The 20,638-nt window shown below is 25.9% G+C and carries 27 protein-coding genes; 7 read left to right on the top strand and 20 right to left on the bottom strand.

What is annotated here, in order from left to right; all coding sequences use genetic code 11:
• Window positions 1–51 precede the first annotated feature (51 nt).
• From BM335_RS09775 to BM335_RS09750, 6 genes are all read right to left on the bottom strand, one after another.
• Window positions 52–2,220: an ATP-binding protein gene (locus BM335_RS09775; RefSeq protein WP_090226261.1), complete on the bottom strand. Its 2,169-nt coding sequence runs from the start codon at window positions 2,218–2,220 to the stop codon at window positions 52–54.
• A gap of 5 nt (window positions 2,221–2,225) precedes the next feature.
• Window positions 2,226–2,669, bottom strand: a complete 444-nt coding sequence (locus BM335_RS09770) for a response regulator (RefSeq protein ID WP_090226257.1) — start codon at window positions 2,667–2,669, stop codon at window positions 2,226–2,228.
• Window positions 2,670–3,137: 468 nt separating this feature from the next.
• Window positions 3,138–3,299, bottom strand: coding sequence for a DUF1328 domain-containing protein (locus tag BM335_RS09765; RefSeq protein ID WP_090226252.1), 162 nt, complete (start codon window positions 3,297–3,299; stop codon window positions 3,138–3,140).
• A gap of 306 nt (window positions 3,300–3,605) precedes the next feature.
• A complete protein-coding gene (locus tag BM335_RS09760) occupies window positions 3,606–4,058 on the bottom strand; it encodes a ferritin-like domain-containing protein (protein ID WP_090226727.1) in 453 nt (150 codons plus the stop codon).
• Between the two features lie 199 nt (window positions 4,059–4,257).
• A complete protein-coding gene (locus BM335_RS09755) occupies window positions 4,258–4,521 on the bottom strand; it encodes a hypothetical protein (RefSeq protein WP_245780655.1) in 264 nt (87 codons plus the stop codon).
• Between the two features lie 55 nt (window positions 4,522–4,576).
• Complete coding sequence (locus tag BM335_RS09750) at window positions 4,577–4,804, bottom strand: hypothetical protein (RefSeq protein WP_090226241.1); 228 nt, start codon at window positions 4,802–4,804, stop codon at window positions 4,577–4,579.
• A gap of 328 nt (window positions 4,805–5,132) precedes the next feature.
• Here BM335_RS09750 and hpf point away from each other — a divergent pair, with 328 nt between their 5' ends.
• Window positions 5,133–5,435: a ribosome hibernation-promoting factor, HPF/YfiA family gene (hpf, locus tag BM335_RS09745; RefSeq protein WP_090226237.1), complete on the top strand. Its 303-nt coding sequence runs from the start codon at window positions 5,133–5,135 to the stop codon at window positions 5,433–5,435.
• A gap of 19 nt (window positions 5,436–5,454) precedes the next feature.
• Window positions 5,455–5,856 carry a VOC family protein gene (locus BM335_RS09740; RefSeq protein WP_090226233.1) on the top strand — a complete coding sequence of 134 codons (402 nt, stop codon included), beginning with the start codon at window positions 5,455–5,457 and terminating at the stop codon, window positions 5,854–5,856.
• Between the two features lie 64 nt (window positions 5,857–5,920).
• Here BM335_RS09740 and BM335_RS09735 read toward each other — a convergent pair whose 3' ends face one another.
• From BM335_RS09735 to BM335_RS09690, 11 genes are all read right to left on the bottom strand, one after another.
• The gene (locus tag BM335_RS09735; protein ID WP_090226228.1) at window positions 5,921–6,304 is read right to left on the bottom strand and encodes an arsenate reductase family protein; all 384 of its coding nucleotides are present in this window, start codon (window positions 6,302–6,304) and stop codon (window positions 5,921–5,923) included.
• 33 nt (window positions 6,305–6,337) lie between these two features.
• On the bottom strand, window positions 6,338–7,348 hold the full coding sequence (locus tag BM335_RS09730; protein ID WP_090226224.1) for an AI-2E family transporter: 1,011 nt from the start codon (window positions 7,346–7,348) through the stop codon (window positions 6,338–6,340).
• Between the two features lie 21 nt (window positions 7,349–7,369).
• On the bottom strand, window positions 7,370–7,609 hold the full coding sequence (locus BM335_RS09725) for a DUF7218 family protein (RefSeq protein WP_090226221.1): 240 nt from the start codon (window positions 7,607–7,609) through the stop codon (window positions 7,370–7,372).
• A 189-nt stretch (window positions 7,610–7,798) separates the two neighbouring features.
• Window positions 7,799–8,704 (bottom strand): YihY/virulence factor BrkB family protein, encoded by a 906-nt coding sequence (locus tag BM335_RS09720; protein ID WP_090226217.1) that lies wholly within the window; start codon window positions 8,702–8,704, stop codon window positions 7,799–7,801.
• 190 nt (window positions 8,705–8,894) lie between these two features.
• Window positions 8,895–9,281: a DUF302 domain-containing protein gene (locus tag BM335_RS09715; RefSeq protein WP_090226214.1), complete on the bottom strand. Its 387-nt coding sequence runs from the start codon at window positions 9,279–9,281 to the stop codon at window positions 8,895–8,897.
• A gap of 83 nt (window positions 9,282–9,364) precedes the next feature.
• On the bottom strand, window positions 9,365–9,934 hold the full coding sequence (locus BM335_RS09710) for a porin family protein (RefSeq protein ID WP_090226209.1): 570 nt from the start codon (window positions 9,932–9,934) through the stop codon (window positions 9,365–9,367).
• A gap of 167 nt (window positions 9,935–10,101) precedes the next feature.
• Complete coding sequence (locus BM335_RS09705; protein WP_090226204.1) at window positions 10,102–10,581, bottom strand: hypothetical protein; 480 nt, start codon at window positions 10,579–10,581, stop codon at window positions 10,102–10,104.
• 43 nt (window positions 10,582–10,624) lie between these two features.
• On the bottom strand, window positions 10,625–11,287 hold the full coding sequence (locus tag BM335_RS09700) for a hypothetical protein (RefSeq protein WP_090226724.1): 663 nt from the start codon (window positions 11,285–11,287) through the stop codon (window positions 10,625–10,627).
• Between the two features lie 77 nt (window positions 11,288–11,364).
• Complete coding sequence (locus tag BM335_RS15580; RefSeq protein WP_143102405.1) at window positions 11,365–11,517, bottom strand: lmo0937 family membrane protein; 153 nt, start codon at window positions 11,515–11,517, stop codon at window positions 11,365–11,367.
• 306 nt (window positions 11,518–11,823) lie between these two features.
• Window positions 11,824–12,384 (bottom strand): helix-turn-helix domain-containing protein, encoded by a 561-nt coding sequence (locus BM335_RS09695; protein ID WP_090226200.1) that lies wholly within the window; start codon window positions 12,382–12,384, stop codon window positions 11,824–11,826.
• A 143-nt stretch (window positions 12,385–12,527) separates the two neighbouring features.
• The gene (locus BM335_RS09690) at window positions 12,528–12,731 is read right to left on the bottom strand and encodes a hypothetical protein (protein ID WP_090226196.1); all 204 of its coding nucleotides are present in this window, start codon (window positions 12,729–12,731) and stop codon (window positions 12,528–12,530) included.
• A gap of 314 nt (window positions 12,732–13,045) precedes the next feature.
• Here BM335_RS09690 and BM335_RS09685 point away from each other — a divergent pair, with 314 nt between their 5' ends.
• From BM335_RS09685 to BM335_RS09670, 4 genes are all read left to right on the top strand, one after another.
• Window positions 13,046–14,284 carry a PAS domain-containing sensor histidine kinase gene (locus BM335_RS09685; protein ID WP_090226192.1) on the top strand — a complete coding sequence of 413 codons (1,239 nt, stop codon included), beginning with the start codon at window positions 13,046–13,048 and terminating at the stop codon, window positions 14,282–14,284.
• Window positions 14,285–14,286: 2 nt separating this feature from the next.
• Window positions 14,287–15,345: a response regulator gene (locus tag BM335_RS09680; RefSeq protein ID WP_090226189.1), complete on the top strand. Its 1,059-nt coding sequence runs from the start codon at window positions 14,287–14,289 to the stop codon at window positions 15,343–15,345.
• 93 nt (window positions 15,346–15,438) lie between these two features.
• Complete coding sequence (locus BM335_RS09675) at window positions 15,439–16,281, top strand: universal stress protein (protein ID WP_090226184.1); 843 nt, start codon at window positions 15,439–15,441, stop codon at window positions 16,279–16,281.
• A 12-nt stretch (window positions 16,282–16,293) separates the two neighbouring features.
• Window positions 16,294–16,683 (top strand): hypothetical protein, encoded by a 390-nt coding sequence (locus BM335_RS09670; protein WP_090226181.1) that lies wholly within the window; start codon window positions 16,294–16,296, stop codon window positions 16,681–16,683.
• A gap of 527 nt (window positions 16,684–17,210) precedes the next feature.
• Here BM335_RS09670 and BM335_RS09665 read toward each other — a convergent pair.
• Window positions 17,211–17,876 (bottom strand): dienelactone hydrolase family protein, encoded by a 666-nt coding sequence (locus tag BM335_RS09665; protein ID WP_090226177.1) that lies wholly within the window; start codon window positions 17,874–17,876, stop codon window positions 17,211–17,213.
• Between the two features lie 423 nt (window positions 17,877–18,299).
• Here BM335_RS09665 and BM335_RS09660 point away from each other — a divergent pair, with 423 nt between their 5' ends.
• On the top strand, window positions 18,300–18,737 hold the full coding sequence (locus BM335_RS09660) for a hypothetical protein (protein ID WP_090226174.1): 438 nt from the start codon (window positions 18,300–18,302) through the stop codon (window positions 18,735–18,737).
• Window positions 18,738–18,860: 123 nt separating this feature from the next.
• On the opposite strand, the gene BM335_RS09655 is transcribed toward BM335_RS09660, so the two are convergent.
• Window positions 18,861–19,337 carry a hypothetical protein gene (locus BM335_RS09655; protein ID WP_090226170.1) on the bottom strand — a complete coding sequence of 159 codons (477 nt, stop codon included), beginning with the start codon at window positions 19,335–19,337 and terminating at the stop codon, window positions 18,861–18,863.
• Window positions 19,338–19,376: 39 nt separating this feature from the next.
• Window positions 19,377–20,630: a tetratricopeptide repeat protein gene (locus BM335_RS09650; RefSeq protein ID WP_090226167.1), complete on the bottom strand. Its 1,254-nt coding sequence runs from the start codon at window positions 20,628–20,630 to the stop codon at window positions 19,377–19,379.
• Window positions 20,631–20,638 lie beyond the last annotated feature (8 nt).

Genomic DNA, 20,638 nt, shown 5'->3' with positions numbered 1-20,638 from the left:
TTAGGAACCATAACGTATGTAAAGCTTTTTTACTGATAGTAAAATATGTTTTTATATTGGTAAGTATATATAAAAAGTAGCACCTTTATTTGGTTCTCCTATAGCTTGGATAAAACCGTGATGATTTTCAACTATTTTTTTACAAATTGCAAGACCAATTCCTGTTCCTGTATATTCTGTATTTTGATGCAGTCTTTCAAAAATATTGAATATCTTTTTTGCATTTTCTTGTTCAAACCCAATTCCATTATCACTAAATATAATTTCGTAATAATTTTTATGTGTTTTAATAAACTCAGCATTAATTTGATCTTTAGATACTACAGATGCATCTATATGAATTATAGATTTTTTATTTAAATTTCTATATTTTATGGAATTTGAAACTAAATTATTAAATAATTGTTCCATTTGAAAAGGAATTCCTTTAATGGTAGGTAAGTTGCTTTTTATAATTTCAACATCTGCTTCTAGTATTCTATCGGAAAGATTATTTTCTACTTTATCAAGTTTTTTATTTAAATCAATTATTTCAAAATTAGCGTGTGAACTATCTATTCTAGAATAGTTCAATAAATTTTTAATTAGCATTTGCATTCTGCCTGCTGAATTATCAATTTTATCAAAATAAGCGATACTTCTTTCAGATAATTTTTCCTTTGCTTCATTTGATAACATTGAAATAAACATTTGAATTTTACGCAAGGGTTCTTGTAAATCATGACTTACAACTCGGTTAAATGATTCTAATTCAGCATTTGAACGTTTTAAGGCTTTATTTCTATTTTTTAATTTTTTATCTTTTTTTATGCTCTCACTAATATCTTGTACTACGCCTACCTCTTTTTTCTTTCCATCTTCCATTATTAATACTGTAGAAGACTTAAAGTGTTTTATTTGATCTTTATTGGTAACTACTCTATAGTATGTTTCTTTTAATTTCTCTGATTTTAAATTTCTATCGGCAGCTTTACTAAATTTCATTAAATCATCTGGATGAATAAATGACATATAATTTTCTAAACTTGCTTCAAACTCGTTTGGTTTACAACCAAGCATTCTGTATAAGTTATCAGACATTTCAATAATACCAGTTTCTGGATACCTACTAAAACTTCCAATTTTAGCCACCACTTCAGCATTATTTAAAATGGTATTTTTAATATATAAACGTTCATTTAAATTTTTTAAATTTTCGTTATTACGTTTATCTTTAGTAACCTCAATAGTTGTAACATTAACTCCTGTTTCTAATTTTGTAGCAATACTTTTAAACCATTTTTCTTGGTTCATTAAATTATAACATCGCTCATATGTTTGAGTTTTACCTGTTTCAATACATTTAATATAAATATCAAAAACACCATTTGTCATAATTGAAGGAAATACTTCAGAAATTGTTTTTCCAGTAACTTCTGACGCTTTTAAACCTGTATTCTCTTCTATTTTATTGCTTACATAACTTATTGTAAAATCTGTTATTTTATTATCTGTTGATAGAATTGGTTCCAAATAAGTAATTGCATTATTACTACTGCTAATAATATTATCAACATACGCTTGTGTTTTTATTAATTTTTCATGGTCTTTATTAATTTTTATAAAAGCTAAAACAAAACCTACTAATGAAAAAAGCACTAATAACAACGATATTATAGGTGTAAAAAAAGTTTCTGTAGTGTAATCTTCCATCCGTTGCTTAATTAATGCCTCTTTTATTTGAGTCATATCAAGCCTTGCCTGCTTTAATTTTTGCATAATGGAGGCCACATTATTTACTTCTTTTGTAATTAAAGAATCTCTATCTTCCAAAAGTCTGTTTTGGTACGCGTTCAGTTTAGTAACTGAAATGTCTAAACTATCTCTCCATTGCCTAATAGTGTCTAAATAATGTTGTTGTTTTGGAATATTGCTAGTAAGTTGAGAGAGTTTTGAAAGTGAATTTTCTGTTAGTTGAATATAATATTTGTAGGTTTCATTATATGCAGAATTTTTTAAAATTATAGACTTATATTCAGCAGCTTCAATTAAACTAAATTTAGAAAACAAATTATTAATTTCTGTATCAATCTTGAGCGAAACGGCCACTAGATTTGCAGATTTTTGCATATTGCTTATCTGCTTATATGACACACTAGAAAGCATCAATAGAAAAGCAATGGCAACTGCCAATACAATTTTATTTGATTTTGTTGAAGATATTATTCTCCTAAAATCCATTTTGTTTAAATTCTAAATAAAAAATTATCCTTGTTTAAATTTGATGTTTGATATTGCCAGTTAAGTTGTAATACTTTTTCAATTACTTCTTTTAATTTATCAAAATTAGATGGTTTATTAATATAGATATTAGCTCCGCTTATAAATGTATTTTCAATATCTTTTTCTGATGAAGATGTTGAATAAATAGCCACAGGTATATTTTTAAGATTGGCATCTTGTTTCATTTCTAATAAACATTCCATTCCGTTTTTGATAGGCATGTTTAAATCTAAAAATATAAGATGTGGTTTAATATCAATTTGCAATAAATAATCCATCAATTCTTTCCCATTTTTAAATAAAGAAAGATTGGTTTTAATTTTTATGTCGTTAAGAGCTTGCTCAAACAACCATCTGTCGTCTTCATCATCATCAGCGAGTAAAACGTTCAATTTGTTTATGTTCATAAAAATAAATTATACAATTTTATAATCAATTCTATATTACGTATTATAAATATTTTTAAGAGTAATGGCTTATACAATACTTCTTTCAAAAACCATGTTAACAAGTTTGCAACACGCTGTAATTAAGCCTATAAGCAATTTAAATCAACGTTAAATAAGTTATTGCAATTTATTTTAATTTAACCTACTATTTTTTCAAAAATACAATATTATGCTTACTAAAGATGATTTTTTTGAATAAAAATTAGACATGTAAAAAAGTTGATTTGTATATAGCTGAAAACATACTAGTTATAATTGAAGAAAAAAAAGGATTAAAATAGTTAGATTCGTATATAATTAATAACAAAACGAGTATTTTAATTAAAAATACTCGTTTAAAATCTCTTAATTTTAACTACGCTAAAATGATTAGTTTTAGCAAAAAAATTGTAGTACAAATGTTTTTTGTGCATATTTCCTTTCTTTTTAAACTTTTCGTCTACCCGTAATCAATGAGATTACAAATAATACTAAAAATATAAAGAATAATATTTTTGCAATACTTGCGGCTCCGGCAGCTATACCAGTAAAACCTAATACTCCAGCAATTATTGCCAGAATTATAAATGTAATTGTCCAACGTAACATAATATTTTTGTTTAAAGTTAATAATTAGTTGAGGTTTATAGGTCCTAACATTACACAACAAAATTGACTATAATTTTACTAAACACTTAACACTAATACAATAATTATTAACTCATTAGTATTATATCACCATAAAAATTAATCAAATAATTACATTTCAAAATTATAAACTATACAAGTAATTACATAAGAAATACTACAATTAATTAAGCGTTAAAAAACCTGCAAATTTTTACACCTGCAGGATTTTCCTTCTTTTTTTTCACAACTTTTATTTTTAAAACAATCTAAAAATTTCTTATCATATTAAGAAAGATCTTCTAAACGTGTAACAGTATCTAAATCACTTTTTATTTGACTCACTTGATTTGTAATTAATGTTGCTGTACTTGGTGGCAAGTTAATTTCTTTTAAAACATCTTCGTAATCATCTACCGCTGCCTTTTCTCCAGTAATGGCAGCTTCTAACATTGACTCATCGTTATCTGCAGCAAAGAAAGATTTAACATCCATCCATGCTCGGTGTGCGGCTCCAGTTGCACTTCCTCCTGTTTCAACTTCTTGTCCGTATGCTCTAATTTCAGATTTTAAAGCATTTCCAAATTGTTTACGCTCTTGAGATTTTCTAATAAAAAATCTTTTAAGCCCTATGTTGTCTGCATTTTCTGCTGCTTTATAATATCCTTTTTCAGCATCATAACTTTTTTCTAATAATGTGTTTAATTTTTCACCTACTAATTCACTATATGTTGTACTCATAATCTTTATATTTAAAATTATTGGTTTATATTTTATTTTAGATGCTAAAACAATTAACATCTTTTATGATGTAAAATTATATAGATATTATATCTTGTATTAATTCAAATGATTTGATTATTAATTCAAAAAATAAAAATTTTAAATAGCATTATTATTTGAAATAAACTTTATTACATCTAAAATTTCAGAATTATATTTATTTTGTACTGTTATAATCTTGTTCTAAATTTTCATTTTCTTCATCTCCTAAACTATAAAGTTGATTCTCTTCATCATTTAGTGTTTTTTTAGTTTTATTTTTTGGTAATTTTCTTCCAGGCACATCTAAATCTTCACCAGCAAAATCGACCTCATTTTTTCTGTTTTTTAATATCCGATCGTCTCCCCCATCATTTCTCAAATTACCCGCTTTATCACCTAATATTTCTTTATCTGCTTTGGTTATTTTACTGTTATACATTTTTTTAGTTTTTATTTTTATTACTGTTTAAATATTTTTTCAGATTTCACTAGCACTATCTCCAGCTAGAAACTTCGTGCTGAATTTGTAAAAGAGTTCTTCCTCTTTTTCTTCCTATTCTCTCAAACATTCCACTAATTCCACCTTTTTCATAGCTTAAGTCTTCTTTTCTTAATTCAGAATATTTACTAATATAATCGTCTTTAATAGAATCCCATTTTTTTTCCATTTCGCTATCGTTGCCATTATTATTGCCAACATTTGATTTTTCTAAATCTTTCATAATTGTGTTTTTTTTTAAGTTATTATTATCTATTTAAGTCCTAAAATAGCTTTGCCTTGTAAATAATAGTATTTCATTTAAATAAAATATTAATCCATATGATAAATTATTGATATGTAATCAGTTGAATTCTAATTTTAAAACTTACTTAACAGGTACCTTGCTCAATTTTAAAAAAGAAAAATAACATACACCTTATATAATTAAACCCCAAAAAAGTTAAGAAATAGCTGTTTTATTAATTTTTAAGTTAATGAATAAAGTAAATGAGTTAATACTTCCTGATTAAAAATATTAGTATTGTAGTAATTAATTTAAATTTAAAACTATGCAAATTGTATATGAATACCATGATGTGAATCCGAGTATGCATCTTGAAAATTTTGTCGCAGAAAAATTAAACAAACTAAAAGAGAAATATGATTTTATTTTAAGAGCTGATGTGTTTTTTAAAAAAGAGAATACCAGTTCAGATGCTACAGGACTTATTTGTTATATTAGATTGAGTATGCCGGGTCCAAGAATGTTTGCCGAAGCTTCACACGGAAATTTTGAAAGTTCAATTTCAGAATCTATAAACGATCTAGAAAGACAACTGAGAAAAAGAAAAGAAAAAATGAGAAATTATTAATCAATAAAATAATAAGAAAATGAAAGTACTACCATATTTAGCCTTTTCTGGTGAATGCCAGGAAGCAATTAATTTTTACGCCAAATGTTTAAATGCAGAAGTAACTAAAAGAATATCTTATGAAGATGCAAAAATGGACATTCCAACATCTTATAGAAGTAAACTGCAACATGCCGAAGTTAAAGGTAAAGGAGTACATTTTTTAGCATATGATGCTGCTCCAGACACACCTTTAAATAATGGAAATAAAATTCACATGAGTGTGGATGTAAATGATGCAAAAGAAGCTGAAAAAATATTTACTGAACTTTCTTCTGGCGGACAAATAAACGAGCCTTTTAATGAAAAACATTGGGGTGCATTGTATGGAAGATGCACCGATAAATTTGGCGTTCACTGGATGGTTAATTCCGATTTATAAAAAAGCATACAATAATTTTATAACTTATAAAGTGGTAATTTAAGCTAAAATATACACATAGGTATTATTCTTGATCTAAATATTTTACAAAGTCGGATGGTGTTTTTATTTGTAAAAATTGCTTTCCGTTTATTACTATTGGATATGTTACAACTATAGGTTTTTTTTCAATTAGTTTTAACCAATCATCTTCCGATAAATTCACTTCTTTATCTCCATAAATTTTAACAAAATCTGGATGTTTTTGATTTACCAATTCAGAAATATCTATATTAAGTTTATTTACAATTTCCAACCACTGTGTACCTGTAACTTTAGTTTTAGAAATATCAATTGTAAGTATTTTCTTTTCAGATGCATTAACGTAAGCAATAGTTTGTTTACCCAAAGAAGTTTTGGAATTATAATACAATTTAATTTGTCGATTGTTTTTTGAAATCACTCCCATTTTTTATTTAAAATAATTTTAATAATAATTTATCTATATCTTTTCGCCATACTCATTCTTATAAATTTTAATTATAAGTAGAAAAAGACTTAATAATAAAGGACCAAATATTAGTCCAATAAATCCAAATAATGGCACCCCAATAATAACACCAATTAATGTGATTAAAGGATGTACGTTGTCAATTCTTTTTAAGAAAAAAAGTCGAATTAAATTATCTGTAGAACCCACAATTATAATACCATATAATAAAATTCCCCAGGCCTGAAACGCGTCTCCATTTGCTAAAGTTAATATAAAAGCCGGAATTATACCAAGCATTCCTCCTACAAAAGGAATCATTGAACCTATAGTAACCATTACAAACCAAAAAACTGGGTTTTCAATTCCAAAAATAAAAAAACCAATAATTGCAATTACACCTTGAGCTATTGCTACAAGTGGAATACCTATTGCATTAGAACGCACCATACTAACAACATCTTCACTAATAATTTTTATATTATCTTCTGCTAAAGGAATATACTCATAAAGGGTTTCTCTCAATTTTCTACGATTTGTAAGCATATAATATAACAAAAAGTACATTATAAAAACTGACAATACAATTTCAAAAGTACTACCAGCTACACTTTGTAATTTGTCCGAAACAAACGTGGATAACTGTGAAGTATCTATTCGTGAACTTAGATCAAATCCCAAATAATATTCTAATTTTTCAAGTTGATTTTTTAAAATGTTAATAATCTCTTGAGAATTTTTCCCCAAATTACTAACTTTATTACCAATCATTAATATAATTCCAGAAATAGGTATTAATATGCAAACTATAGATAATATTAATAAAACAATGGCAGCAAGTACTGGGTTCCAACCTTTACTTACAAGTTTCTTCATAGGTTTTCGCAACAATACATAAATAGTTATTGCACCCAAAACTCCAGACAAATAAGGTGCTATTTCAAATACTAGAAGTCCTGCAATACAAATTATTACAAGTAGTAAAAAAAGCTGGTTAATAATTTTTTGGCTAATATATTTCATTATGGTAGAAAATTTAGATGTTTAATTATTTCTTAGTGAATGTATCAATTGCAATTTGTTCATTTTTGATCTACCATTTATTCCTACGTTTTTAGCTTGTTGGTACAGTTCATCTTTTGTCCATTCTTCATAAGGTTTTGCTTTGCCTCCTTTTTTTCCAGAATCTGGCGTATTGGCAATTCTTGCAGACTTTTCTTTACTATAACCTTTATCTCTTAAAGCCTGATATTGTTCTTCGTTTTTTATTCTTTTGCTTGGCATTTTATATAATTTTTTATTCTATTTAAATTTAGTTTGATGTATTTTTTTATGTTACTCTTTTCAGTTAATATGTTAACTGTTTTATTTAGTTAGGTAAATTATACAAGTAAATAATATCCAAACTAAATATAGCTATATTAACTAATTACAAAGATTAACTTTTACTATAACTATTTTATTACAGTACTATTATTTAATTGTTTTAGAGTACTTTGTTGGCTTAATTCCAAAGCCATATTTTTCTGCATATACTCTTGTAAATTCTGCTCCAAAAAATAAAATTAAACAAGAATATGACACCCAAAGTAAAATTAAAACAATAGTACCTGCTGTACCATAAGTAGAGTCAAAATCTGCACGTCCAAAATACAATCCTAATAAAAATTTACCTAAAACAAACAGTACTGCTGTAATAATTGCACCAACCCACACCGATTTCCATCTAATTTTTACATTGGGTAAATATTTAAACATGAGAGCAAATAGAATGGTAACCATACTAAGCGACAACAAAATATCTAAAATATAGGCTACATAAAGTATAATATCTGGAAAATTACGACTCAAAAAATTAGTGAGTGCAGACAAACCCGCCGTTATAATAAAACTGATCAATAATAAAAATCCAATAATTAAAATAAATGTAAAACTTCTAGCTCTATTGATCAATGTTCTCCAAAAATTTTGTTCGGTAATTGAATCAACTTTCCATATTTGATTTAAAGAAAGTTGCAAATGATAAAACACACCTGAAGCTGCAAAAAGTAAAGTTCCGATACCAATAATAGTTGAAATTAGATTTTTGTCTTTCTCTTGAGTGTCTGATATCATAGTTCCAACTGCATTAGCTACATCTCGACCCAATGCACTTGATATTTCATTAGTTAATTCACCTTGAACAATTTCTGTTCCCCAAATAGCTCCAATTAGGTTTACAATAATAACCAATAAACCAGGCATTGATAAAATAGCATAATAAGCTACAACTGCACTTAACCTATATGGGTTTTCTGCATCCCAAGCTTTATAGGTTTTCACTAATAAAGAAGGCAAATGAGCAATCTTAAATTTTGGATGTAGTTCAGTAGTTTTCAATTCAAATTTTTTAATAGTGTATTAAAACAATTTAAACTTTATTAAAGTATTGTAATAGCTTTATCGGAATATTATTTAACGCAAATGCTCATTGTATTTCCGATTAATTAATTATCACTTTACCACCTAAATAGTTAGTTTTATTTGTTATTAAAATTGACCAACCAGCAGGCAAGTTGAGGAAATTTAATTAAAGTTTTTTGATAAAAGTTTCTAACTTTTCTGTAATTTCTTCAGCCAATTTTTCTAATTTTTTATTTTCAACAGCTTGCATAGATGCCATTGGATTTACAGCTGCTATTTCAATAGTCCCATTTTTAACTTCTTGTACAATAACATTGCACGGCAACATTGTTCCAATTTTATCTTCGGCTAACAAAGCTTTGTGTGCGTATGGAGGATTACAAGCTCCTAAAATTTTATACTTTTTAAAATCAACATCTAATTTATTTTTCAAGGTTTCCTGCACATCAATTTCTGTTAAAATTCCAAAGCCTTGATCTTTTAAACCTTGGGTAACTTTAACTATAATATCATCAAAATTTCCTTGAAGTGTTTTGTTAAAATAATAGTTCATAATTTTTTATTTTTTGCATTAATATCTTTTCAAAAATCAAAAAAAGCCTCTTTTAAAAGAGGCTTTTTTTGATATATTTTTTATTAAAAGTCGAATCCAACAGATATTTGAAAGACTCTATTTTTAAAATCTGTATCTTCATAAAGATCTCCCATACCAAAATGATATCTTAATCCAATGGTTGCGGCATTTACTTTTATACCTGTACCAACATTAAGTCCCCAATCAAAAGAATTTGGTTCTGAGTCGTTTTCAAAATCACCTATTACAGTATCTAAAGTTTCTTTTTTACTTACAGCAAATCCTACTTGAGGTCCAGCTTCAATAAAAAAAGTTTTAGCTAAATATCCTTTAAACATTACAGGGATATTAATATAATCTCTTTCTAATGTATAGGTTGAGTTATTATTCTCAATTTTAAATCCTTGTTGTGAATACATAACCTCTGGTTGAATTGAAAAATTTTCACTGATAAAATTTTCTGAATAAAGCCCTACATGAAATCCACTTCTTGCATCTGTTTCATTTCCTGAATCATCGGTTACTGAAGCTAAATTATATCCTGCTTTTACACCAAAATTTGAAGTATTTTGTGCAAATACATATGTAACTGTTACTACTAATATAATTGTACTTATTACTATTTTCTTCATAATTTTTTCTTTTTTTAGTTATTAAATACTTGTTGTAAATTTTTCAGTAATTTTCAATTAAAAAATTCAATTATCTAACTATCTGATAAGTTAGTAACTATTGTATTTCAAAAAATTTACAACGAGCTTTATTGTATTTAGTTTTTAAACTTTATTATCTTAAATGTTTAAAATTGATATCTAAGACCTAATGCTATATCAAGACCTAAATCATCCCGATAATTGTCATTAAAACCTAATTCTGGTCTAAAATCTAATGATATAAGTAATGGAATTTTAAAATTATATTCAATACCCAAATCACCAGCTATTAAAGCGAATGCTCCATCGTTATTTCCAGCATTAAAAGATCCAACACCGGCACCTAAACCAACATACCAATTAAAACGATCTTCTATAGGCATTACCCATTGGTATAAACCTACTAACTTAAATGCTTCTACATTATGAGAGTCTCTCCATCCCAAATCAAATTCTAATCTATTGCTATTTGATAAAGATGTTTGGTAAGAAATTTCTCCTCCAAAACCATCATTGTCACCTAACCTAACTCCTAATGCATTTTTTGCTATTATCTGTGCCTGTAAGGCAGTAGTAGCTGCACTTATAGTAAAAAGTGCAAATACCGCTATTATTATTTTTTTCATATTATTATGTATATAATTATTTATTACTAAATGTCTGATTAGATTATTGTTTTGCTTCTGCGTTTTCTTCAGATTTTGCGCCCATTCTATTAACAGTATACATTGGGGCAAATTTTAATTTTAAACCTGCAATTTTTCTATTGTCTTCACTAGTTAAACCTTCGTTTTCAACTGTGTTTTTTCTTGAGTCAATTGCTTCGTATATTAATTTAATTTCATCCCAGTCTTCTCTAGAATATGAGTCTTTATTTTCTTCAACAGTATTCACAAAATTTTCATATACACTTAAGATATTATCTTTGTTTATCCATTCAAATTTCATATCATCTTCAACGTAATTTGATCCTAATAAAGCTACTCTAACTCTATTTTTTTGAGATTCATAATCTAATTTTTCTTTTTCTGCTAAAACATCGCTCTTAAATTGCTCATATTTAGCATTTGCAGTATTGATTTTTTCTTCAAACTCCATTCTGTCATCAAGCTGATTAATCTCTCTATTTGCATTTTGTTTTGCCTCTTCATACTCACTTTCAATTTCATTCCAGTTTTCTATGGCATTTTCTTTTTGTACACTACTAACTGAATCTACATATTTTACAAAGTTATCCGACATTTGTTCGGCTTTAGTTTTTTCATCTGAACAAGATGCCAAAATAAGTGTGCATCCTAAAATTCCAACTATTATTTGATTTAAATTTTTCATTTTTTTCATTTTTATAATTATTAATTAAATTTCTTAATTTTACTCTTTTGTTACTTTATTATTTCTTAATTGATTTGTTAAACTCTTTTACCACCAATTAATCTAAACAATATTGCAATTACTGCAATTACTAATAAGATATGAATTAATCCTCCTGCGCTATACACAAAGAATCCTAACGCCCATCCTATTACAAGTATTACAGCCACTAGATATAATAAACTTCTCATAATTTTCAATTTTGCTTTTGGTTAATACTAATTTTATAATGCAAATATGCAATCCTTTTAATCGTATCGCATTACAGCATTTTTTGTATTATTTATACAATTCCCATTTTACAAAACGGAATTATGTAAATTAAACCTTAAAAAAGAATACGTAAAGCCTTAGCATTGCTGCGGAGTATGCTAATAAACAGCTTATATAATTGTTTGGAGTGTGTTTGAAAGTATGGTTATACAATTAACCATTGGGTATTTAAATTTAGTGTATTGAAATCCTAATTAAGTAGCGTTGTTATAATTTTAGCAGTTTTAGCTTTGTTGGGCAATTTCCTTTCTTTTACTAATAATACGTTGAAATGCAGAAGGAGTAATACCTGTAGTATTTTTAAACTGTGTACTTAAATGTGCAACACTTGAATAGTTGAGTTTAAAAGCTATTTCTGTTAAACTAAAATTTGTAGTTAAAATAAGCTGTTTGGCATATTCTATTTTTTGAAGGATGATAAAATTTTCAATGGAAGTATATGTAACTTCAGAAAATAAATTTGATAGATATCCGTAGCTATGTCCTAATTTTTCTGCTAAATAAACAGATGTTTTTATATTTAAAGCATCTTCAGAATTAAATATTATATCAATAATTGCGTCTTTAATTTTTTGTACTAAAATAATTTTTTCATTTTCTACAACTTCAATACCATGATTATTTAATAAAGTATGTAAGGTTTGTTTATGCTGATCTGTTAAATTTTCTAAAAATTCTATCTCTCCAAAACCTACAATTTTATATTTTATACCCAACTCAATTAGCTTATCTTCTAAAACCTTATTGCAAATTGCATTAAAATTAAATTTCACAAATACTTTCATCTTTTTATACTAATTCAAATTTGGTTATTATTCATATTTCAGGCTACAATATATGCCGTAATAATTAATAAAGATAATATTTTATAACATAAAAAAACTCATTTTTATGCAAAATGAGTTTTTAAGGGTGTGTGATATTATTATTAAGATTTTTTCCCACCAACAAAGCTAATCATTAATGTTAATAAACCTAAACCAATTGTAATATATGCGTTATTATTGTCTTGCGTTTCCACATCTAAAGGGCCAATACTTAGTGCGGTTTCTGGGGCTACAAGCATATAAATTCCATATCCTAAAAGTCCAACTCCTACTATTAATAAAATCATTTTAATTGTCTTGTTCATAATATAGTTTGTTTTAATTAATTTTAAAAAGCAAGTAGTTTAAACTACTTTAGTTCAAAAGTAAAACATTGTGTTTAGCAGCATGTTATATAATTTTTTAATAATGTTATATAATTCATTTTTTAAAATTTTCTGTTAACACCTGGTAAAATTATAAATTGTTATAGTAATACCTATTATTTAAAATATTAGAAAAAGCTAAAATTAATGCACATAAAAAAACATAAAAAAGCCACAACAATTAAAACTTAATTAATTAATAGGTTTCCTCTATTTTTTTTACGAAATTTAATGTAGTCTTTTTTATAAATTTTATGTTTTATAAAGATAAACATATATTAAATATTCTTTTTGAAGCAATTCCTGAAGGCGTAATTATAGTAGATGAAAATCAAATTATAGTAGCAGCGAATCATCCTGTAGAAAAAATGTTTGGTTATAAAAAAGGTGAATTAACCAACAACCAATTAAACTGTTTAATTCCAAAAAAAGTGCATGCGATTCATAAGGTTCATTTTAATAATTTTTTGAATTTTAACGGTGTTCGAAAAATTACACATAGTTTAAATTTAACTGGTGTAAAAAAAAGTAATGAAAATTTTCCTGTTGAAATTGGTTTAAATCCTTTTAAAATTGAAAATAAAAAATATGTCTTAGCTTTAATTATAGATATTTCAGTTAGAAAAGAAAATGAAAGAAGAATAGATTTTATTAATACTGAATTAGAAAAAAAAGTACAACAAAGAACAGCAGATCTTCATAACACCATTTCGCAGTTAAAAGAGTTAAACTTAAATTTTAAAAAAGAAATAAAAAAAAGGAAAGCTGCCGAAAAAAAATTGAAAGAATCTTTACAAAAAGAAATTGAACTCAATGAATTAAAATCAAAATTTTTAACAATGGTTTCTCATGAATTTAAAACACCTTTAAGTGGTATTTTAACTTCATCAATGTTATTAAACAAATATCAATTAACTGAACAACAGCAAAATAGAGAAAAACACATAAAAACTATTACAAATAAAGCACAATATCTTGATACCATTTTAAACGATTTCCTTTCCATAGAAAAATTAGAATCAAACAACATCAATTATAAACTTACTTCATTTAATTTAAGCACAGTTATAAATGAAGTTGTATACAATGCAAATATGTTATTAAAGGAAGGGCAACATATTCAATTTCCTAATAATATTGATGAATTTATTATTACTCAAGATGAAAAATATTTAAAATTAGCATTGTCAAATATTTTAAATAATGCCATAAAATATTCTCCTGAAAACAGTACCATAATTTTAGAAGTTTCTGAAAAAAATGCTGTTATAGAATTTAAAATAATTGATACCGGAATTGGCATTCCAGAATATGCTCAAAAATTTATATGCAGCAGATACTTTAGAGCCGACAACGCTTTAAATATTCCGGGTACAGGTATAGGATTAAATATTGTAAAAAATCATATTAATAACTTGGGCGGAAATCTTACTTTTTCAAGTAAAATTAATGAAGGATCAACATTTATAATAAGCTTACCTAACAAATTTTAAAAATGAAAACAGTTTTATTAATAGAAGACGATGCTGTTGTTAGAGAAAACACTGCTGAGTTATTAGAATTAGCAAATTACAAAGTTTTAACTGCTGCAAATGGTAAAGTTGGTGTTCATTTAGCAAAAACAAAATTGCCCGATGTTATTATTTGCGATATAATGATGCCCGAACTAAATGGTTATGGTGTACTTCAAATTTTATCAAAAGAAAAAATAACACAACAAATTCCATTTATATTTCTTTCAGCAAAAACAGATCATAAAGATGTTAGAAAAGGAATGAATATGGGCGCTGATGATTACATTACCAAACCATTTGATGAATCTGAATTATTTAGCGCAATAGAAAGTAGGTTGGCAAAAGTAGCCATTGTTAATGAAAATCAACTTATTGAAAATAAACATACACAAAACCTTACTAATGAAAGCGAACTTAAAACCTTAGAACATTTAAAAAATTACTTTTTAAATAACGCAGAAGAACACCTATTTTATGCAGGTGAAGTAATTTACCATCAAGGAGACAATTCTAACTTCATTTATTTAATAAATAGCGGAATAGTTAAAACATATAAAATAGATGAGCAAGGTAAAGAACTAATAACTGAACTTCTAAAAGAAGGCGATTTTTTTGGCTTTACATCATTTTCAAACAACACATCTCATCAAGAGTTTGCGGCTGCAATTGAAAACACAAATACATTAAAAATTTCAAACAACAATTTAAAAACCATTTTACATAATAATCACGATTTAACATTAGAATTATTTGATTATTTAAGTGATAATGTATACGAAATTAAAGAGCATTTATTAGAAATGGCCTACAGTTCTGTTAGAAAAAAAACAGCAAGTACCATTTTACAATTTTCAGAAAAAATTAAAGCAAACCCCAACATTTGTGTTCAAATATTACGAAGCGATTTAGCCAGCATTGCGGGTATTGCAACAGAAACGTTTATTAGAACATTATCTGATTTTAAAAAAGAAGGATTAATTGATGTGGATGGTAGAAATATTAAAATTTTAAATATTGAAAAACTGAAACGAATAAATTAAAAAACTTACAACTTCATTTTATACTTGATTAATATCATTTTGCCATTACAATTTGCTTTCTAAATTTGAGTATAATTGAAATTAATAGGCATTATGAAAAACATTTTATTACCAACCGATTTTTCAGAAAATTCATTAAACGCCATAAAATATGGTCTTGAATTTTACAAAAATTTATCGTGCAATTTTTACATTTTACATGTAACCTTAATGCCAACCTATGTTGGTGGTGAAATTCCAGTATACCCAACTACAAATGTGTTAGAAAGCACTGTTTTAAAACAAGCAAAATTAGAATTAGAAAAATTATTAAAAAAAATAAAAAAGTTAGATTCAAATCCTGAACATCATTTTTATACCATTTCTAAATACGATTTTTTTATTGATGCTGTTAAAACTCAAATTGAAGAAAAAAAAATAGACCTTATTATTATGGGAACTAAAGGTGCTACTGGTTTTAGTGAAGTTGTAATTGGTACAAATACAGGCGATTTAATTACTAAAATTAAATGTCCAGTTTTAATAATTCCAGAAAACGCTGCATTTATTGCACCTAAAGAAATTGCTTTTCCAACAGATTTTCATAACTTTTATCAACCAGTAATTTTAAACAATATTTCGGAATTTGCCGAAATGTATAATACATCTGTAAGAATATTACATATTGCAAAAAAAGATGAAACACTAACAGGAAACCAATTAGAAAATAAACATTATTTACATAATTATTTTACAGAAGATAAACACAGCTTTCATAAAATTACAAACAATAAAATTGAAGATGGTGTTGCATGTTTTGTTGAAAGCAGAAATATTGATGTAATTATAATGATTGCAAAAAATTTAAACTTTTTTCAACGTATTTTATTTAAACCAACTGTTGAAGAAATTAGCTATCACACAAAAGTTCCCTTTTTAGTTTTACACGAAGAATAAAAAATTATAATTATGGAAAATACATCAACTTTTTTAGCCAAATTTTGGGGATGGTATTTAATTATTTTCTTTTTAATATTAAGTTTTAATCCGAAAAGAATTGTCCAAATAATTCGGGATTTAAAAGATCAAAAGTTTGTAATAATTACATCATTTATAGCTATAATTATAGGTTTATTAAATATTCTTTTTCATAATATTTGGGAAAATAATTGGACCGTAATTATCACTCTAATTGGTTGGTTATCATTATTACTAGGTTTATCTCTATTCATATTTCCACAACGCACAGTTAATTGGTTAAATTTTGTAAATGTTAAATTTGTTCAATTACTGTATATGTTATTATTTTTAATAGGCATATTTTTATTAAGCATGGCTTATGGTTTTGTTTTTGTATAATAAAAAGTACAAAAACTTTTTTAAACTACTGATAACAATCATTTAGTAATTTGATTCAAATCATTTAAAACCAATAATTTACAATATACATTTATACCATTATTAACAAGTTCTTTTTAAATATGTATTAATATTTTAAGCACTGGATAAAAAAATAAATTTACTATAGTTAATACTAGGTAAATAAAATTGGAAAGGTTTAGATACTAAATGAGTAGTTTGGTTATATTCTAAATTTTGAAATAAGAATTTAGAAAAGTTATTTAATCTCATAAAGTTACAATAATCTTCCCAAGAGGAAACAGGAAGTGAAAACTTCCTGTTTCTTAACAATTTAGGTCTAACTTACGGAAAGTTTAGACAACGTTGAGGATTAATAATATAGTTTAACAAAACGGAGAATTAATTGTAAAAAAGGTAACATTCCTATATTAAAAAGAAGAACGGTTAAATTATAAAATTAAGCCTCAAAGAGGAAACAGGGAAGTTTTTGACTTCCCTGTTTCTATTTTTATAAAAAGTTACATTTAATATAAAACTTTATTATTTAAATACTTGTCAAACCAGCTATTTGATAATTTTGTTACAATTTCTAACTTTCCTATTTCTGTAAATAAATGTGAAGCTCCTTCAATTATTTTTAGCTCACTATGGCATTTTAATTGATCTTTAGCTCTTTTATTTAATTCAACAACTACTTGATCATTACCTCCTACAATAAATAATGTTGGTGCTGTAATGTACATTAAACTATAAGTAACCAAATCTGGTCTTCCGCTACGCAATACAACAGCTTTAATTTTATTTCCTAAATATGCTGCGGCATTTAAAGCAGATGCAGCACCACAACTAGCTCCAAACAAAGCAATTGGCAAATGCTTGGTATGTTTATAATTACGTACCCATTTTGTTACTTTTAACAATCTATCGGTTAGTAAATCTATATCAAATCTGTTTTCATACACTAAATCTTCTTCAGTAGTTAACAAATCTATCAATAAACTTGCATAACCTTCATCAAGCAATAAATTAGCAATAAAATTATTTCTGTTACTCAATCTGCTACTTCCACTACCATGAGAAAATAATATGATACCCTTGCATTCCATATTTTCAGGAATTCTTAATTTTCCGTTTAAACTTATATTATCAATATAAATTTCAATTTCTTTATATACATCAGCAATTTTCATGACTTTTACTTTTTACAACAACTAAACAAAGACTAATGAATTTTTAAAGTTATATAAATCTATTGTTTGTTTAAATTTTATAAAATGATATTGCTCAATTTACATTTAACACTACTTTAAAAGTTTGAAATTTTAACAAAAAAGACCTAAACAAGTTGCTGATATACTGATTTTTACAATACAAAACACTCAATTTAAATTTGTTTTATAAAAATATTTATCATTATCAAATTGATTATAATCATTTCAAATTGAAGAAATATTATATTAATTAGTACTATAAAAACTGTAAAATAATAACAGCTGAAAATAACGTATAAAGCATTTGTATATAGTACGTATATTAATGAATTAAAGTTTAACAAAATAGAACTTGAAAATAAATGCTGCTTTTTTTATTAAAAAAATTTAAAACCTAAAATTATGACAACCGAAATAAAAAAAAACTGGTTAAATACCCAAAAAAGTATTTCAAAATTACATGAAGAATCTAAAGTTTGGATTTCTGAATTAGCTTTCACAAGAGATGAAATTCGATTTTTAACCCATTTATTAAGTAAACAATATATAGATTATCTTTATGCAGGGTTGGGCAAACGCATTGAAATTTTTACAAAAAAAATGACTATTGAAGATACTTCTGGAGAAATTTTAATAACCGAAATTAATAAACATGAATTATTATTAGCTGAATTAATAGAGCATAATAATTTAATAACAAATATTAATTATATAGATCAACACAAAAAATTGCAAAAAGAAGTGGATGTCTATTTAAAAAAATACAAAAATTTAAAAAAACAAATTTTTGAAGTCATTGAAAAAGTTATGCGAAAAAAAAATATCAAAAAAATTGAATAACATATTAAAAATTTCATTTTAAAATAATTCAAAATGTATTATAAAAATTAGTTTTAAGCCATTTCAAAAAATTAGCATCAAATTCTAAAATCGATAATAACCTCAAAATCAATAAAATAAAAATTAAAATTGCGTTAAAATTATTGGCAGCGTAAACTCTGTTGTAACTGGCATATCTCTTTTAATAGCTGGCTGTAATGTTGGTAATTGTTGCAAACTAACTTTAACAATACTATCAAAATTTGGTAATAAGGTTTTTGTTTTTTCTGATATTTTTATGCCTGATAAACTAATTTTTCCAAAATTATCTACTTTTAATTTTACCAAAACAGTGTCATTTACAATTTCTTTTGCATTTAATTGATGTTCTTTTAATGAAGCATAAATATGTTGTGACATTTGTAACTGAAAACAAATTTGTTGTTTTTCTCTTGATGGAATGTGTTCACAATTTGGAAAAAGTGGAAAAGCATCAACAGTATTAAAGTCAACAATAGTATCTACTGCTATTAGTGTTTCACTTTTTGATTTATCACCAAAATATGAGCAAGAAGCCACTAAAATGGTTGCTACTAAAACGCTAAAAAATTGTTTTAACATAGTTGTTTATTTCACCACGTGAAAATACAATATTTTCTGTTAGTCAACAATTTCACCTTCAAGAAAGTATTGTTTTTTAATTTCTTGAATTCTTCCATCAGCATATATGGTCATTTTTTCATCGTTTCCTTTAAATCTACTTACATATTGTTGAAACCTTTTTAATGCAATTTTTTTGTCTTCATAATAAGTATCACTTGTAACAGCTAATTCAAACAAAGCTTTGTAGTTTTTATAATTGTTTTGATACGATTTTTCGAAATTTTCTATAGCTTCTTTAAAATTTTGCTCTTCTTTTAACATAATTCCCATTAAAAAATACTGTCTATCAATATCTGGTTTTGCCGTTCCAATTGATTGTATTAAATAAAACTTTGCCAATTTATAATCTTTTTTATCATAATACAAAGAGGCTAAACGGTAATAAATGTTATAATCACTTGGATCTAACCTAATTGCTTTTTTAAAATATTTTTCAGCTAAATCAAAATCTTGTAAATTATAATAACACATTCCAGCCATTTCGTAAGTACTAACCGAAACATAATTTAAACTGTCTAATTTTTTTAAATACGTTAAGGTGTTTTTAAAATCTTTAGAAAAATATAAATCATTTGCTTTTAACTGATTGAAATTAATGTTATTAGAATCTATTTGCAATCCTTTATTAATAAACAAGGTTGTAGAATCTTGAAAACGCAGAGTTTTAAAAAACTTTGCCAATTCAAAAATACTTTTTAAATGAAGCGTATCTAATTTATAGGCGTTTAAGTAACTCTGTCCCATTTCATGAAACTTGTTTTGTTTATCTAAACATTCACCTATTTGATATGGATAATTTGGATTTTCAGGATCTTTATTTTGTAAAAACCTAAATAATTTTTCAGCTCTTTTAGACTGATTTTGTGATAAATACAATTTACCTAAACTATTTGCAACCAATAAATTAGAAGTGTCTTGTGCAATTAAAACCTCATACGTTTCTATAGCTTTTGAAGTTAAACCAATAGCCAAATACAATTGTGCTAATTTTACTTTAGCAGCTTCACTATTTTCAATTTCCAGTGCCTTGTTTAAATACTTTAAAGCCTTATTTTCATTACCAACAGTTTGATAAATATTTGCTGTTTTTTCTAAAACAGCAAAGGTTTGTGGTTGTGTGTTTTCTAATAAAATTAATGCTTTTTGGTAATTTCCTTTCAGTAACAAACTATCTACAACGCTAAAAACCGAAGATTGCGCTTCGGTTTTTAATGCAACTATTACTAGCAACAGTATAATAATCTTTTTCATAGTATTTA

Origin of the sequence: Lutibacter maritimus, from assembly GCF_900116115.1 — a bacterium.
In the GTDB taxonomy this organism is placed as follows: Bacteria; Bacteroidota; Bacteroidia; order Flavobacteriales; family Flavobacteriaceae; genus Lutibacter; species Lutibacter maritimus.
The sequence above is the reverse complement of the archived record's forward strand: the minus strand, read 5'-3'. Positions and strand labels throughout refer to the sequence as shown.